The sequence below is a fragment of the Sulfitobacter sp. genome, assembly GCF_036960155.1.
Taxonomy (GTDB): domain Bacteria; phylum Pseudomonadota; class Alphaproteobacteria; order Rhodobacterales; family Rhodobacteraceae; genus Sulfitobacter.
This window is the reverse complement of the sequence record NZ_JBALWB010000002.1, coordinates 372,956-385,689: the sequence shown is the minus strand read 5'-3', so window position 1 is coordinate 385,689 and position 12,734 is coordinate 372,956. Positions and strand designations below refer to the sequence as shown.

17 protein-coding genes are annotated in these 12,734 nt (G+C 52.5%); all 17 read right to left on the bottom strand.

The window, feature by feature from the left end; translation table 11 throughout:
- Positions 1–34: 34 nt before the first annotated feature.
- From V7775_RS08385 to V7775_RS08305, 17 genes are read right to left on the bottom strand one after another with little or no spacing between them, the layout of a single operon-like run.
- Positions 35–517, bottom strand: a complete 483-nt coding sequence (locus V7775_RS08385; RefSeq protein ID WP_335751433.1) for a hypothetical protein — start codon at positions 515–517, stop codon at positions 35–37.
- A gap of 12 nt (positions 518–529) precedes the next feature.
- Complete coding sequence (locus V7775_RS08380; protein WP_335751432.1) at positions 530–1,252, bottom strand: hypothetical protein; 723 nt, start codon at positions 1,250–1,252, stop codon at positions 530–532.
- Between the two features lie 12 nt (positions 1,253–1,264).
- Positions 1,265–1,777, bottom strand: a complete 513-nt coding sequence (locus tag V7775_RS08375) for a phage tail-collar fiber domain-containing protein (protein WP_335751431.1) — start codon at positions 1,775–1,777, stop codon at positions 1,265–1,267.
- Positions 1,777–2,538 carry a phage tail protein I gene (locus tag V7775_RS08370; RefSeq protein WP_335751430.1) on the bottom strand — a complete coding sequence of 254 codons (762 nt, stop codon included), beginning with the start codon at positions 2,536–2,538 and terminating at the stop codon, positions 1,777–1,779. The genes V7775_RS08375 and V7775_RS08370 overlap by 1 nt, the downstream gene beginning before the upstream one ends.
- A complete protein-coding gene (locus tag V7775_RS08365) occupies positions 2,531–3,487 on the bottom strand; it encodes a baseplate assembly protein (protein WP_335751429.1) in 957 nt (318 codons plus the stop codon). The genes V7775_RS08370 and V7775_RS08365 overlap by 8 nt, the downstream gene beginning before the upstream one ends.
- Positions 3,484–3,873, bottom strand: coding sequence for a GPW/gp25 family protein (locus tag V7775_RS08360; RefSeq protein ID WP_335751428.1), 390 nt, complete (start codon positions 3,871–3,873; stop codon positions 3,484–3,486). The genes V7775_RS08365 and V7775_RS08360 overlap by 4 nt, the downstream gene beginning before the upstream one ends.
- A 7-nt stretch (positions 3,874–3,880) precedes the next feature.
- Positions 3,881–4,108, bottom strand: a complete 228-nt coding sequence (locus V7775_RS08355) for a hypothetical protein (RefSeq protein WP_335751427.1) — start codon at positions 4,106–4,108, stop codon at positions 3,881–3,883.
- 11 nt (positions 4,109–4,119) lie between these two features.
- Positions 4,120–4,662, bottom strand: a complete 543-nt coding sequence (locus V7775_RS08350; protein WP_335751426.1) for a phage baseplate assembly protein V — start codon at positions 4,660–4,662, stop codon at positions 4,120–4,122.
- Positions 4,662–5,435 (bottom strand): hypothetical protein, encoded by a 774-nt coding sequence (locus V7775_RS08345; protein ID WP_335751425.1) that lies wholly within the window; start codon positions 5,433–5,435, stop codon positions 4,662–4,664. Before V7775_RS08345 ends, V7775_RS08350 begins: the two co-directional genes overlap by 1 nt.
- On the bottom strand, positions 5,435–5,791 hold the full coding sequence (locus tag V7775_RS08340) for a hypothetical protein (RefSeq protein WP_335751424.1): 357 nt from the start codon (positions 5,789–5,791) through the stop codon (positions 5,435–5,437). Before V7775_RS08340 ends, V7775_RS08345 begins: the two co-directional genes overlap by 1 nt.
- Positions 5,792–5,802: 11 nt before the next feature.
- Positions 5,803–6,420 carry a hypothetical protein gene (locus V7775_RS08335; protein ID WP_335751423.1) on the bottom strand — a complete coding sequence of 206 codons (618 nt, stop codon included), beginning with the start codon at positions 6,418–6,420 and terminating at the stop codon, positions 5,803–5,805.
- A 35-nt stretch (positions 6,421–6,455) separates the two neighbouring features.
- Positions 6,456–7,463 (bottom strand): major capsid protein, encoded by a 1,008-nt coding sequence (locus V7775_RS08330; RefSeq protein WP_335751422.1) that lies wholly within the window; start codon positions 7,461–7,463, stop codon positions 6,456–6,458.
- 14 nt (positions 7,464–7,477) lie between these two features.
- The gene (locus V7775_RS08325; protein ID WP_335751421.1) at positions 7,478–7,864 is read right to left on the bottom strand and encodes a head decoration protein; all 387 of its coding nucleotides are present in this window, start codon (positions 7,862–7,864) and stop codon (positions 7,478–7,480) included.
- 3 nt (positions 7,865–7,867) lie between these two features.
- Positions 7,868–8,923, bottom strand: coding sequence for a head maturation protease, ClpP-related (locus V7775_RS08320; RefSeq protein WP_335751420.1), 1,056 nt, complete (start codon positions 8,921–8,923; stop codon positions 7,868–7,870).
- Positions 8,924–8,938: 15 nt separating this feature from the next.
- The gene (locus tag V7775_RS08315) at positions 8,939–9,208 is read right to left on the bottom strand and encodes a hypothetical protein (RefSeq protein WP_335751419.1); all 270 of its coding nucleotides are present in this window, start codon (positions 9,206–9,208) and stop codon (positions 8,939–8,941) included.
- Positions 9,205–10,785: a phage portal protein gene (locus V7775_RS08310; protein ID WP_335751418.1), complete on the bottom strand. Its 1,581-nt coding sequence runs from the start codon at positions 10,783–10,785 to the stop codon at positions 9,205–9,207. Before V7775_RS08310 ends, V7775_RS08315 begins: the two co-directional genes overlap by 4 nt.
- Positions 10,786–10,787: 2 nt before the next feature.
- Complete coding sequence (locus V7775_RS08305; protein ID WP_335751757.1) at positions 10,788–12,710, bottom strand: phage terminase large subunit family protein; 1,923 nt, start codon at positions 12,708–12,710, stop codon at positions 10,788–10,790.
- Positions 12,711–12,734 lie beyond the last annotated feature (24 nt).

Below are 12,734 nucleotides of genomic sequence, written 5' to 3'. Positions count from 1 at the left end.
GACGATCACAGCTTCACGTTACGGAAACTGGATTTCAAGCGTCCTCAACACCAGACGGGTTGATTGCCTCTGCAACCGCATTGCCGCGTGCTGTCACTTCGGCAAGCACCGGAACGATGCCTTTTTCCAAAGCAGGCAAGCGAATTCCACCAGATGCCACCTTAGAAAGAAACTCCTGCGCGATTTCGGTGGGATCATGCTCACCAGAAAGCCCCTGCATATACGCATTGGCTTTTGTGCGAAATGCGCCGTAGCTGGTAGTTTCATCCAACGAAGCCATAAAGCAAGCACCCATCAGAACCGCAATTGTGGCTGCATCAGACGTGGTGCCCAAAAGCGAAAGCGGGTCACCCGCATCGCTTTCAATCTTTGAACGGATAGCATCACGGCCCTTCAACGCGTTGATCGCAGACTGCGCGCCCGCGATAAATTCGTCAGGAACACCTGAAGCTTTGGCAGTTTCCGCACTGTTGTAGACCGTGCCCTGATATTCAAGGCCAAGCAAAATAGTATCCATTTTCATCTCTCCTTAAAGGCTTGTGATGTTGGTGTTGTACCGGGTCAAATTGGACTGCGTGCCGGAGGGGATACCCGCGAACCAAAACCCGTTCATGGAAGAACTGAAGGTCACGCTTGTGGCGACGTTGAGGGTCGCGGTTCCTGATGACGCCGAGATGAGGAAGGCCGCGGCCCCTCCATCGCGGGTAATTGCGCAGTTAAAAAGGCCACAAAACAACGGCGGCGTGATCGAATTGGTCATGAAAACGCCAATCTCAAAATCATCCCCAACCGTTCCAGCCAGTTTTTCTTCAAAGTGCATCCCTACACCGTTGAAGGCTACACTGCCGTAACTACCTGCAAAGTTGATCTGGCCGGGGTACAGGAAGGTGTCATCACCAACTCGCCAATCCGAACGGAGCGCAGGCGTGACACCGGGGTAAGCTTCGAAAAGAAGGCCAGATGCGCGTGTGTCAATTTTTTCAGACATCGTAACAGATGTTTTGAAAATGATTCGACCAAAGCCACGAACAGGCACACGAGACACAGCTTCCCGCATTGTTCGCACCGGCGTTTCCTCACCGCCCGCAGCTTCATCACTTCCGACATTCCCGTTGATGTAGACGGTTACGGAAAGCGAAGCGGTAAGCGCTTCGACTTTCACGTTGATGCCATCCCGCACACTCTCAAAATAGCTTTTGAGGTCGGTGTAACCTTCGATCAGCGTGTTAATACTTTCGGTGCTGGTTGCCATTTGGCTTCTCCTTTATGCGCCGTATGCCTTGCTGATTTCATCAGCTTGGCGAAGTTGTTGTAGTTGAAGATTTGCAATTGCCGTGCCAGTGGTTACGGCAAGGTCGAAGACAAAATCATCCGGTGCGTTCACGATGACCAAGCCACCTTCGACCCGTGTAAAACTCAACACATGGTCCACCAAATATGTTATGGCACCGGTCTGGCGCGGCACGACGTCATTGCCAGCCCAAACAGCAATCAAGTCGCCATCCGCATCGAAGAAACCCATTTCCCGAACGCCAAAAGCAACCGTGTCAGGGTCGAATTCAGCCTTCACTCGCCAAGCATTACTGCCAAGCATTTGACGCACTTGAATGGCCTGACGCGCAAGTTCGCGTTGCAGGCTCGTTTGGGAATAACTGGGGGCGTAGTTGGCCCCGTTTCCGTCACCAAGCGCGATGTGCGTAATTGCAACCTGTGTCCCAGACCCTGAAGCAGCAGTAATTTTTGCCTCTGCAATGTCAGTCAGAAGTGTTGTCGGCATTATATTATTGTCCTCCGTTGAACATCGTGTGTTTCATTGCTCACTGCCAAAACACGCACCGCGACCCTGACAGATACTGCGAGCTGCAAGCCGTTCGTGCGGGGCGTTACTTCATGGGTGTAATTTGACACACGCGAAGCGCGGTGCCCGCTGCGGACTGCCAGACCACCGCGCACCTCATTCGGGCGCGGACCGGGGTCCAATTCAGCTTTGTTCAGATAAGCGGGCCGCACGCCCGTACGTAAAAAAACATCAGACCTGAAACGCTCCCCCAGCCTGAAAATCAGTTTGCGCGACACGGGTGCCACGCGCTGGACGACCGCGTTCATTGCATAAAGCATCCGGTTGTCGATGGTGTTTTCAGTATCGCCATAGAGCGCGCGGCCAGCGTAGGCGGTGACGCGAAAGCTGCCTGCTTCCATGCCAGAAGTCACACCTTCAGCACCCCACCATTCCAACAATTCAGTGTCCACATCAAACGCCGCAAGCGCAGCCTTGATTGCGAATGGAGTGCCCTTAAACCGATGAACTTCAGAACTGGCTGCAATGGCACGACGCTTCACATCATCAGGCCAATCCAAATCCCAAACATCCACCGAATGTTCCCATGCAAGATGGTCCAGAAGCGCCACATTGACCGTCCAAGGGTCTTTGGTAATCATCTTAACTGGCAGGTCAAACAGCCGTTCTTCCAGAATATCCAACGCCTGTGCCAGCGATGTTGCCGTTGGCGGCAGCTGCGTGTTTTTCACATCAAACATCACGCCACCCACCAGTGATGGACTCCAGAGACAGAGTGATACCTGTGCAATGCGCCGCTTCGAATGGGCCAATCTCAATGTCAGCCGCTGGTGAAATCAGTTCAACATCGACAACACCTTGAACATTCAACGATGCAGCAATGGAAGTTCGATACTTTTTACGGCCGATGCGAATGCGGCCATCCACAAACGCCTGTGCTGACACCTGCGCAGACGCCAGAACTGCAGATGCAGCTTCCGGAGAGGTGACATGCAGAACCGCTTCAATCGCATAGGGAATTGACTGTGCAGAAACCACTGACAGTTTGTCAGCCACCGGACGCCGCTTGTCTGAAATGCAATTGTCAAAAACAGCATCAATCAAAGCTTGATCTGCCGTGCCGTTACCCTCACTGGAAAGAATGACCATATGGGCTTCAGCGTTCGGCACAGGCGGGTCCAGCCCGTGGTTTGGCCCATAAACGGCAACATCAACCACGCGGTCATCAGCATCCAGCGCCCAATAGACATATGAACCTTCGGTGCCATGCGGTGACCATGCCTCGATGACCAGCTGAATGCGCGCACGAAAGGCTTCATCAGCTTCCATGATAGGACTGCCAGCACCCTCTTCAGACAGAACCTTGCGGACAACGCCACGGTTTGCACCGATCTGGTCAAGGTCACCACCGCGTGCCGTTGACAAAAACACAGACCGGATTGCCGCGTTGATCTGATTTGAAAGGTACAGTTCGCGCGCAGCTGCCGCTTCATTCAAGTAACGCATCGGACTGGCCGCAATGTTGCGCGCCAACGCCATGACTTCCGCCGCCTTTGGAACATCAAAGACTTCTGACAGCTGAGCTTCCAGTTCCTGAAGTCGCGCTTCCAAAATGGCATCGAAATCCAACTCCACCACTGAAGACATTTCAGGCAACGCTGTAAGGTCAAGGGCTGCAAAACGGCTCATGCGGCGACACTCCAATTGTCCACGCGGGTGGCTTGCACCCGAATGACCTGCGTTTCATCATTCACAACCGTGACATCACCCAAGTGGGCATTGGGCAAATGATTGCCCTTCAGCTGCAAAGTCATGACCCCATCCGCGCCTGCAGAAAAGGTCACATCCGTCATTTCAAATCGCGGTTCCCAACGGTCAATCGCTTCAGCAACCGACACATAAAGCGCCATGATGTTTGCGTCATTCATGGGCATGTCCACCATCGCAGGGACACCCGAACCGAACTGACGCATGAACACGCGCGTGTTCAGCCGGGTCACCAAAATGGTTTCGATGGACTGAACAACATGCGCCCAACCATCGACCGATGCCCCCGTGTGGTGATCCAAATCCATGGTAAGATCAGCCGTTGGCGTTAGCTGCAGGTTCTGTTTTTGCAGCAGGCTTTTCGGTAGGCTTGTCATCCACGGGCGCAACAACAAGATTGGGCAACTTCAGGCCAGTGCCATGAGGCTCCATGTAATATTTTGCGGCACGCTCGGTCATCTTGACCGGATCACCGACAGCGCGATGCTGCCCACCGATGAAGCGCGCAACAGTCACTTCATAGTCTTTCAAATCATTCATCATGATATTTCCCTTTAGTTTGGTGGTTCAGTGCTATCCGGCCCGTTCAGCACATTTGGATGCGTGTGAGACTTGCCGATATTTTTTCCGTCGTGAGATAGCGCGCCCCCTGCATTGACAGCGCCAGCAGCGGATAAAGTCAGGGAATATCCCCCTACGGCGATGACAATTGCAGAACCCCCATCAGTGGCCTTGATTGATGCAGAGCCAACCGACAGCAACACGAATTCATCACTCGCACCTGATGGTCTGCCATTTGACGCAGAATTCAGACTGCCTTGAATGGTTGCGTCGTGCAGGTCACCGCTTTCAGATTTGATTTCAACTTGCTGGCCAACAGATGGCGGGTTGTGTGTTTTGTTCGCTCCAGCGGCAGGTTCAACCCAAGGAATCCAGCCAGTCAGCATCGGCGCATCGCCTTCAGTCAGCTGCACACGGGCAAACCCATTTACGGCGTCAACTTCAGTGACAACACCAGTGCGACCCTGCGAACCGATGCGCCTTTCCAACGCAGCCAACCTGCGCCGCATATCATCTAATTGTTCCGGCAGACCCATCAGCTACGGTCCACAACTGACGAAGGTTTTTCAATCCTGGACTCCGCAGGAACGCCTTCAAAGGAATACAAACGCAATGAAGCCGCATCGCGCGTAGTCATGCCTGTCAGCGCTTCGAAATCTGGGTATTCTGCGGTTACTGGTTGACCCAACATCAACTGAAATAGACCAAGCTGTTCCACCTGATGCAGTTCCATCAATGCCAGAAACCTTGGCCAGTGACTGTCTTGTGCAAATACCTGACCAAGCGGCGGGTCAGCATAAGCATCAACGGTCAATTTAAGCTGACCGCATGCCAAACGCACATTTGCAGCAGCGCTGCTGGACCGAACCTGCGCCTTAGAAACAAACTCGCAAAGATCACCAAAGACCTGCGCCCATGGATTTGACGCGTCAGTCAGTACCCGACCAATCTGACAGCCAACAACATCAAGAATGGCTTCGAATTGTGCATCAGTCGATGGCAACCCTTCGATGATTTCCGTGACGCCCGTTTCCTTGTTCGATTCACCCATCGTCAGCGAGACACCACAATTGAACGTCAGTTCGATCCGACCGTTCGCACGCAGACCCGTGGCACCTAAATCGTCCGCTTTGCTGTTGTCTGAATAGACGGCGATGAATGGCCGCTGCTGGTCCGTCTTCAGGGCACCGTCCACAGTCTGGTCGATTGCTGAAATCTGGCTGTCCAGAACATTAGTGCCCACCATCGTGCCACCAGCTTTTAGGGCTTCAACAGCAGCAATCCGCAAGGCCATCATAGTCAATGACATCAGGCATCCCCCAATTCACAAATCAAACGCAGGTGTGAGCGGTCATCGACCGTATGCACTTCAAAGGCAGGTTCGCCCGTGCGCTGTAACGCCACGAACTTGTCACCCTTCCTCACCTCAATGTCCGGATAAGCCGAACGGTCGATGCGCAGGTGACCACCTGCAGTTGCAATCCCAGACCGTGCATTGTTGCCACGGCCAAAGTTCATCTTTTCCACTTCACGGTCACCAGTTCTGACAACCGCAGTGAATTCGACCTTTTCGCGCGTCAGGTCTTCCTGACCAGAAGACATAGGAAGATGTCTGAGCGTTTCCGCCCAAACATCGTCCACCGCTTCCATCAGTTCTTCGCGCATTGCGCTGTCCATTAGCCCTGCAGCGCAGACAAGGCTTCCTGTGCGGCCTGCAGCGCCGCACGGGCACCATCTGCGCCGTCAGTACCTTCAGCAGCAACCAGCGCCGCCTGTGCGTCTGTCACTGCAGTTTGGGCGGTGGAAATCCCCAATTCATTCGACAGGCCATCCGACGATCCCAGAGCATTTTTCATTTCGGAAAGTTCAAGCTTCAGATTGTCCGCTTCATCCGTGACGGTTTGAAGTTTGCCCTTCAATTCGGCCACTTCAGCTGCCGATTGCGCCAGTTCACCCTTTGCAGCGTTAAGTTCATTTTGGAGTTGCTGGATTTCAACCTTGCCCGGCGCATCATTGTTGGTACGCTTTTTGGAACCGCCCTTTGCAGGCGCGTCTGTATAGTCAGCAAAACCGTCAGCAACTACATGTTTGGCATAAGCCACGGTTACGAGAACTGCCTCACCCGCCTGCACCTTCAAATCTTCTTCTTCCCCGACAACATCAGCCGGGATCGTCGAGTTACCTTTGAACGCAACCCACTTCTTTTTCACACTTGCCATGATCTTTTCCTTTGCTGGCTGAATGCCAATGCGGTCAATCGCATGGGGATACAGCCAAAGGCCCGGTGCTTTCACACCGGACTTCTAATGGTTCACCGTTGGTTTTGAATTTAGTCGATGGTCAACTTCCGCAGACCAGCCGGGCGGGTACACAGGTTGATGACATCCATTGTCGCGTCAAGATGCCGCCCCTTGCCATTTGGCATTGCGTATTGGCGCGAATAGCGTGGCAGGCCGATGGTATTAACCGTCTCTTCGTAGTCGGCAGGGCCAAACCGCGTCAGGTACATTTCCGGCACCCCGATAGGGAACAGACGCGCTTCCGTATCCCCGATGTATGCCGCATCACCATTTGCCTTTGTAGCTTTCCGCCCAGTCTTATAGCGCTCAAAGACCATGTCCGAAAACTCGAACACTTTAGGAACACCACGACGCAGGACCTCTGCTTTGTCTGTGTTCAAGAAAGTCTCACGCACAACTTTTTGCATCCACATTTTGGTGTGGAAAGTTCGACCAGTCAGGACGTGAAGATGATCATAGGCAACATCCAAATCATCTTCGACAGAATGGGTTACCCCATCCAGAATTTCGCCCAAGTTAGCGACGTCACCAGCGCCAATCCCTAGATCGACAGCAGCCGGAATCGGAATGCCAAAGCGGTCATAGAGATTGTGAAGAATTTTGCCCGATTTCGAAACGATCAAACCTTTGATCGCTCCAACGCGGTAATGTTCAAGGGTGTTGTCCATGCCCCGCGCATGGCGAACGTGTTTTATGTCGATCCGCCCTTGGATTGTTTCAAGAGCGTCGGTGCTGCCTAATTCACGAACCCCTTGAACTTCATCAGCATAGACAGCGTCGTTGATTTCGAAATGGTCCATACTGAAGGCAATTTTGGTGCGGTCATTGTCACCAATTGTGTTGCCCGGGCCGCCGCGTGCACTAGGTTCAATCAGGTCAAGAACACCGTTCTCTTCTTCAACCTCGATAGTGGTGACGTTAACCCCTTCTTCCTCAAAGATGCCAAGGTCACCCAACTGGCTTGGTACCATAGGACGGCTATTCAGCGCAGCCGTAAGGGCAATGACGCTGAATTGCGGATCATCAAATTGTTCCATGTTATTCTTCTCCCTTAGCGCGCGCGAATGCCGACAGTGTTCAACTGCGCGACTTTGGCGGAAATTTTGGTTTCATCATCAACCGACGCTTCGAATATGAGCATTGGTAGTTTGGCTTCGGTTGGACCCCGGTCAACGATGGTCACAACCACATCAACGGTTGTGGCATCCACCCCATATCCAAGGATTGCGGCTGCGACTTCGGCACCTTCAATTCCAACAACTTCAGCGTTCGGTGACGGGACAAAATGTCCCTTCGTGGCCGAGAGTTCACCAATGACGGTTCCAGCCGCCACTTTACCAGTGCCCGCTGGAATAGTGGCTTCGGCGCGCGAGCTATGACCCGGACCTTCAGAAAGAAGGAACGCCAGATTGCGTGGTTGCATTGTTGCAGTTTCCATTTGTTACGTCCCTTTCTGCGCGCGACGGCCAGCGAAGATGGCGCCAGTGTCGATGGTTGCTGAAGTTTTCTTTGGCGTGGGGATATTGCCACCGGGGTTCGCCAAAGCTGCAGCTGCTGAACGGCCAGCTTGGTATCCCTTTGGGTCAACAGGATCGACAACCACTGCGTTTGTCGCGTCTGATGCTGCAGCTTTCAGAGTCGCGATAGCTTCTTCAGTGGGCATTTCAGTGTCGAACGCCAAATGACTTGCAAGACTGCCAAGGCCCTGCGCTGCATCATCACCTGTGATGGCCTTAATGCGGGCCTTCACATCTTCAGCGGAAACCGCTTCTGCTGTTATCGGTGCAGCGTTCGGGTCCGCTGTTGCGGGTTTCTTTGCCATGGTAAGTTTTTCCTTTTCCTTGGGCTTGGTTGGGGCAGCGGACGCCGCCTTCAACGCCGTGGCATCGAAGGTCCAGTCCTTCTTTCTTGCCATGGCAACGAGTCGTTTGGGTGCGTTTGCGTATTGTCGGAAATCAAAGGCGGTGACGTTCGAAGACTTGGCCTTCACTGCGTCAGTCGCAAAACCGCGCTCAATAGCTTCATCGGGTGACAGCCAGATTTCACCTTCCATTTCTTTCAGAAGGTCTTCGACATCCTCACCGGATTGTTCTGCATAGATTTCAGCCATGCCACGGCCAACCTTCCGGGTGATTTCAGCGTAGCTTTCAAGGTCTTTCGCTTTGCCAGAGGCAAAACCGGAAGGTCCATGAATCATCATTTGAGAACCAGCACGCATCGTGATGGTGTCGCCAGCCATGGCAATCAAAGACGCGCTAGATGCGGCCATCGCATCCACAATGACAGTCACTTCACCTTGATGCGCTTTAAGCGCATTGTAGATGGCGATGCCGTCATCAGTGTATCCACCGCCAGAATTGATGCGGACAGTGATGTCAGAACTGCGACCAACTTCAGCCAATGCATAAACAACATCAGTGGCGGTGAAGCCTTGATCCCAATAGTTATCACCGACGAACCCGTAAAGAACGAGTTCACCGTCAACCAAAATGGTCATTCCTGTCTCCTTTGTTCAGGTGTATCGAAAGCGTTTTGCGTAGCGGGTTCGCTTTTTACCGCCGCCCAATCGGGCACATTCGCTTTCATAGAGCGCAATCAGTGAAGCCAATCGGCTGTCATTGCCCCGCATGAATGTGACCTCTTCACCGTCAATGCGGACGGTTTCCCGAACCCCGCCCACAGCCAGCTTCAGCTGCATTTTCTTCAGTGCGGTGACAACATCACAAGGCTTCGCAATGTCGACTAGGTCAGTGCCAATCTTAACGGTACTTGTGACGTTCATTTGGTCACCTGTGGCGCTACTGCTGGCGCATCCTTGGCCGCATATGGTGACTGCATGCCAGCGTCCAAATGGCGTTTGTGATCACGCAACCGCTCCTCGAACAAAGCGTCATTATCAACACCAAGGTCACCCGTTTCGATTGAAATGGAGCTGGTTCCATTGCGCATGCGTTCGGTCGATGCCTTTGCCGACTTCAAATCATCAGCTGTTGGCTTTGGTGGCCCCTGCCAACCAGCAATGCACACACGCGAACGGTTCGCCCTAAATGCGCTATAGCCACCCTTGAAAGGAATGCGGCCTTCACCAACTTCTTCATCCAACCAATTTTCATAAACCATCTGGCACATCGGTGCGGCGGAACGTTCACGACGACGCGTAACCACCGGCCAGATTGAAGAGTTTTCCATCCGGACACTGGCATAGGTCGCCTTTTCGTAATTTCCTGTAAATCCACCAAACGTGACACCAATGGTCCGAGCCATTTCACGGTCTAAACTATCTGAAAAAGGAAGATAATCGCTGCCGGGGATATTTGCAGTTTCAAAGCCCAACTTCTGCCCCGGACCCAAATGCGAAACCTGTGGATCTGCACCAACGGAAATCCGACTTTCTGCAGCAGCGTCCAAACTGCCTGCCAAATATCCAAGATATTCTTTGCCATATTCGACGCCTTCTCCGCCCTGATCCTTCAGGACTTCAAGCGCCTCATAGGCGTCAGCGCTCGGTGTTTCACTGGTCAAGGTTATGGCGAAGACAGTTTGTAGCAAAGCCATCTGCAATGTAGCGTCACCGAGCATTTCAGCTTGAATATGCTTTCGAAATGCGGGTGCCAACTTCGAAATCCCGCGAACATCGGTAGCGTCCATTGGGTCGTAGATGTGCATGGTTATCGGACGCCCATCTGCGTCAAATGCCGCATAATCACGCTTTGCACTTATACCGTCTAGGCTGGTGTCGAACCGATATTGAATTGGGCGTCCATTATCATCATGACGTACCCCCTGAAACAATCCCTCGAAAGAACTGGTATCCTGCACCAACTTTTGAGGAGGCACTAAACACAGTTTTGTTCCCGTCGAAATTCCGTAGCGACGGCGGGTAGCATCATCAAAGAAATCGAAAACGCCCGTAACTTCTCCAAATGCGATGTCCCAACGCAAACCAATATCTATCATTTGCGGGCCACTTAATTTCCCCCGCATATCGCATTCTTTTTTGTCATGCCAAAACGGTTTCCAACGGCGCTTTACCAATCGAATAAACTCAGCCTTTTCTTCTTCGGAATAACTCAAACCAGTCAAATCAGGGGCTGGTGTTAAAGTCAGACCAACACCAACCGTGTCAGCAATTACTTGATCACAAGCCCCCTTAATTCGACCTGAGTTCTGAATAAGGTCCATCGCCAAGCCAGCGCTGCGCGACCATGCGCGTCGAATGTCATCGCGGCTGTTTGTCAGCGGCGCAACCCGCGACGCAATTGCCCCACTTTTTGTATCGCGCAGATAACGTGCCGTGGTGCGGTTCACGGCTGGCGATGCAACAAGCGGTGTTCCATTGGTGTTTATCAGACCAGTCACAGCTATTTCTTGCTCCATTTATTTCGGGCGCGTTCTTTCACGCTTTCCGATTTGACCTGATCTTCAGGTTCGACCGCTGCGGCGGCCTGCACTGGCATCAACAGGTCTTCGAAGTCACCTTGGACATCTTCCGGTGGACACTCCCGTGCCCCCATCAGTTCGTCCCACTGCTTATCCATTAAGTCGCGTTGTGGGCCTGCGTACCGCGCCCAAGCCGCTTCAGCCTGCAAATGAGTGTCCAACCCTTCATTCGCTTGACTGGGGTCTTTAACCCAAAGGTAGCGGGTGAAGCCCGTTTTTTTGTTCTTTGAGGCCTGACGAGATTCTGCAGTTAGTTGCCGGAAATATTCATCTTCCAACCCTCTAGGCAGCGCTACAAAGCCGCGCTCTTCCGCGTCATCTTTCTTCAGATTACGGTAGAGTGCCATCTTCAAAACAGACGATGCAAAGTTATAAAAGCGCTTAGAATACCGGACAAGTTTACCGCGACGGTTTCGTTCTTTTTTGACAACGGCCAACACGGCGGCATTTTCAGGATGCACGCCACGAACCATGATGACGCGGCTAGCTGGATGCTTGCGCGACCACTCCCAAACATCTTCTGTATAAGCGTTGCCGTCTATCGCCAGCAGGTCGATTTCAACCTTCCGACCGTAGGCATTCCGGAACCCCTGCTTCAGTAAACCATTCAGGTCTGACTGACATTTCTCATCCGAAATGTGCCCATTGAAAACACCATATTCAACGACAGCGCGGCGCTTGTTCCTGCCCCATGCAACCACCTGCCATTCAACTCGATCACCCTGACAGTCAACACCGCAGGTCAACACCGGATAACCTGCAGGAATATTCCCATGCACATAATCCGATTCTGATGCACGGTCGCGCAAGTCTTCCCATGGTGGAGATTCCCCAAGCACACGATAGGGTTTGCCCACAACATCATTCCAAAATGTCTGCTCTTTTGGCGGGTCACCTTTTGCGGCCAACCATGACCGCGCAATGCGCTCAAAAGACTGCAATGGTGAATAGGCAGACCACAAATCAAATGACCGATGGTATCGCTTCAATTTTGGATTATCTGCACGCCATTCGATACGCGGTATCATTTCCGAGCGATGGTGATCTTCAATTGGAAATCCACAATCCGGACAAGTGAAATGCGCGCTTTCGGGATGTTCTTCATCCAAGCCCTGCAGCATATTTTCCCACTCTAGAACGTGCATGAATTCGCATTGTGGACATGGAATGAATGGTTGCTCTTGGCTCCCTGATTCAAAGTTTGAACTAATGCGACAGCCAGGAATAACCATGGGTGTCGAAAGCTTGAAGATTTTGGCGAACTCTCGTCCGTTGCTGCGGCTATCCGCTTGTGTTTCCGGATCGCCAGCGCTGTTCATGTCCCACTTTGCTAGGTCATCTTGAACTTGTCGGTTCATTGACACCTGCGAAAGCGATGCGGGCGAATTCGCGCCAGAAATCAGCAATGCACCGCGACCGTCGCGGCGCTCCTTGTAGGTTACCGAGTCCTGCCCATCACGGGCCTTCATCGGGAATATCTTACGAAGCGCCGTCGTCCCCTTCAGCATAGGGGACAACTTCATCTTCGACCAACGCACCGCATTGTCATGTGTGGGATGCACATAGAGAAAGTCGCCGGGGTCCATATCCATGGAACCGCCAGTGAAAATATTTGCCAGAACCGTTCCACCCAACTGGGCTGATTTTCTAAGCGTGACAATCCGGCATGGATCGTCAGGCCCAAGTGCCGTTAGGATTTCTTCGAAAAACTTGAAACGTTCACTGTTGTATGGCCCCTTGAACTGACTTTCACGTTCCGAAAATTCAATATTATCAATCGCCCATTGAAGGTAATCGACATTTTTTGGAGGTTCTAGGACGGCAGACAAAACGTCATGTACCATCCATTCAGCACTGGTGACCGCCAC

What these genes read in the sequence shown, in the direction of transcription:
- V7775_RS08385 (WP_335751433.1), bottom strand. Translation starts at nt 517, where the DNA reads ATGGATACTATTTTGCTTGGCCTTGAATATCAGGGCACGGTCTACAAC.
- V7775_RS08380 (WP_335751432.1), bottom strand. Translation starts at nt 1,252, where the DNA reads ATGGCAACCAGCACCGAAAGTATTAACACGCTGATCGAAGGTTACACC.
- V7775_RS08375 (WP_335751431.1), bottom strand. Translation starts at nt 1,777, where the DNA reads ATGCCGACAACACTTCTGACTGACATTGCAGAGGCAAAAATTACTGCT.
- V7775_RS08370 (WP_335751430.1), bottom strand. Translation starts at nt 2,538, where the DNA reads ATGTTTGATGTGAAAAACACGCAGCTGCCGCCAACGGCAACATCGCTG.
- V7775_RS08365 (WP_335751429.1), bottom strand. Translation starts at nt 3,487, where the DNA reads ATGAGCCGTTTTGCAGCCCTTGACCTTACAGCGTTGCCTGAAATGTCT.
- V7775_RS08360 (WP_335751428.1), bottom strand. Translation starts at nt 3,873, where the DNA reads ATGGATTTGGATCACCACACGGGGGCATCGGTCGATGGTTGGGCGCAT.
- V7775_RS08355 (WP_335751427.1), bottom strand. Translation starts at nt 4,108, where the DNA reads ATGATGAATGATTTGAAAGACTATGAAGTGACTGTTGCGCGCTTCATC.
- V7775_RS08350 (WP_335751426.1), bottom strand. Translation starts at nt 4,662, where the DNA reads ATGGGTCTGCCGGAACAATTAGATGATATGCGGCGCAGGTTGGCTGCG.
- V7775_RS08345 (WP_335751425.1), bottom strand. Translation starts at nt 5,435, where the DNA reads ATGTCATTGACTATGATGGCCTTGCGGATTGCTGCTGTTGAAGCCCTA.
- V7775_RS08340 (WP_335751424.1), bottom strand. Translation starts at nt 5,791, where the DNA reads ATGCGCGAAGAACTGATGGAAGCGGTGGACGATGTTTGGGCGGAAACG.
- V7775_RS08330 (WP_335751422.1), bottom strand. Translation starts at nt 7,463, where the DNA reads ATGGAACAATTTGATGATCCGCAATTCAGCGTCATTGCCCTTACGGCT.
- V7775_RS08325 (WP_335751421.1), bottom strand. Translation starts at nt 7,864, where the DNA reads ATGGAAACTGCAACAATGCAACCACGCAATCTGGCGTTCCTTCTTTCT.
- V7775_RS08320 (WP_335751420.1), bottom strand. Translation starts at nt 8,923, where the DNA reads ATGACCATTTTGGTTGACGGTGAACTCGTTCTTTACGGGTTCGTCGGT.
- V7775_RS08315 (WP_335751419.1), bottom strand. Translation starts at nt 9,208, where the DNA reads ATGAACGTCACAAGTACCGTTAAGATTGGCACTGACCTAGTCGACATT.
- V7775_RS08305 (WP_335751757.1), bottom strand. Translation starts at nt 12,710, where the DNA reads ATGGTACATGACGTTTTGTCTGCCGTCCTAGAACCTCCAAAAAATGTC.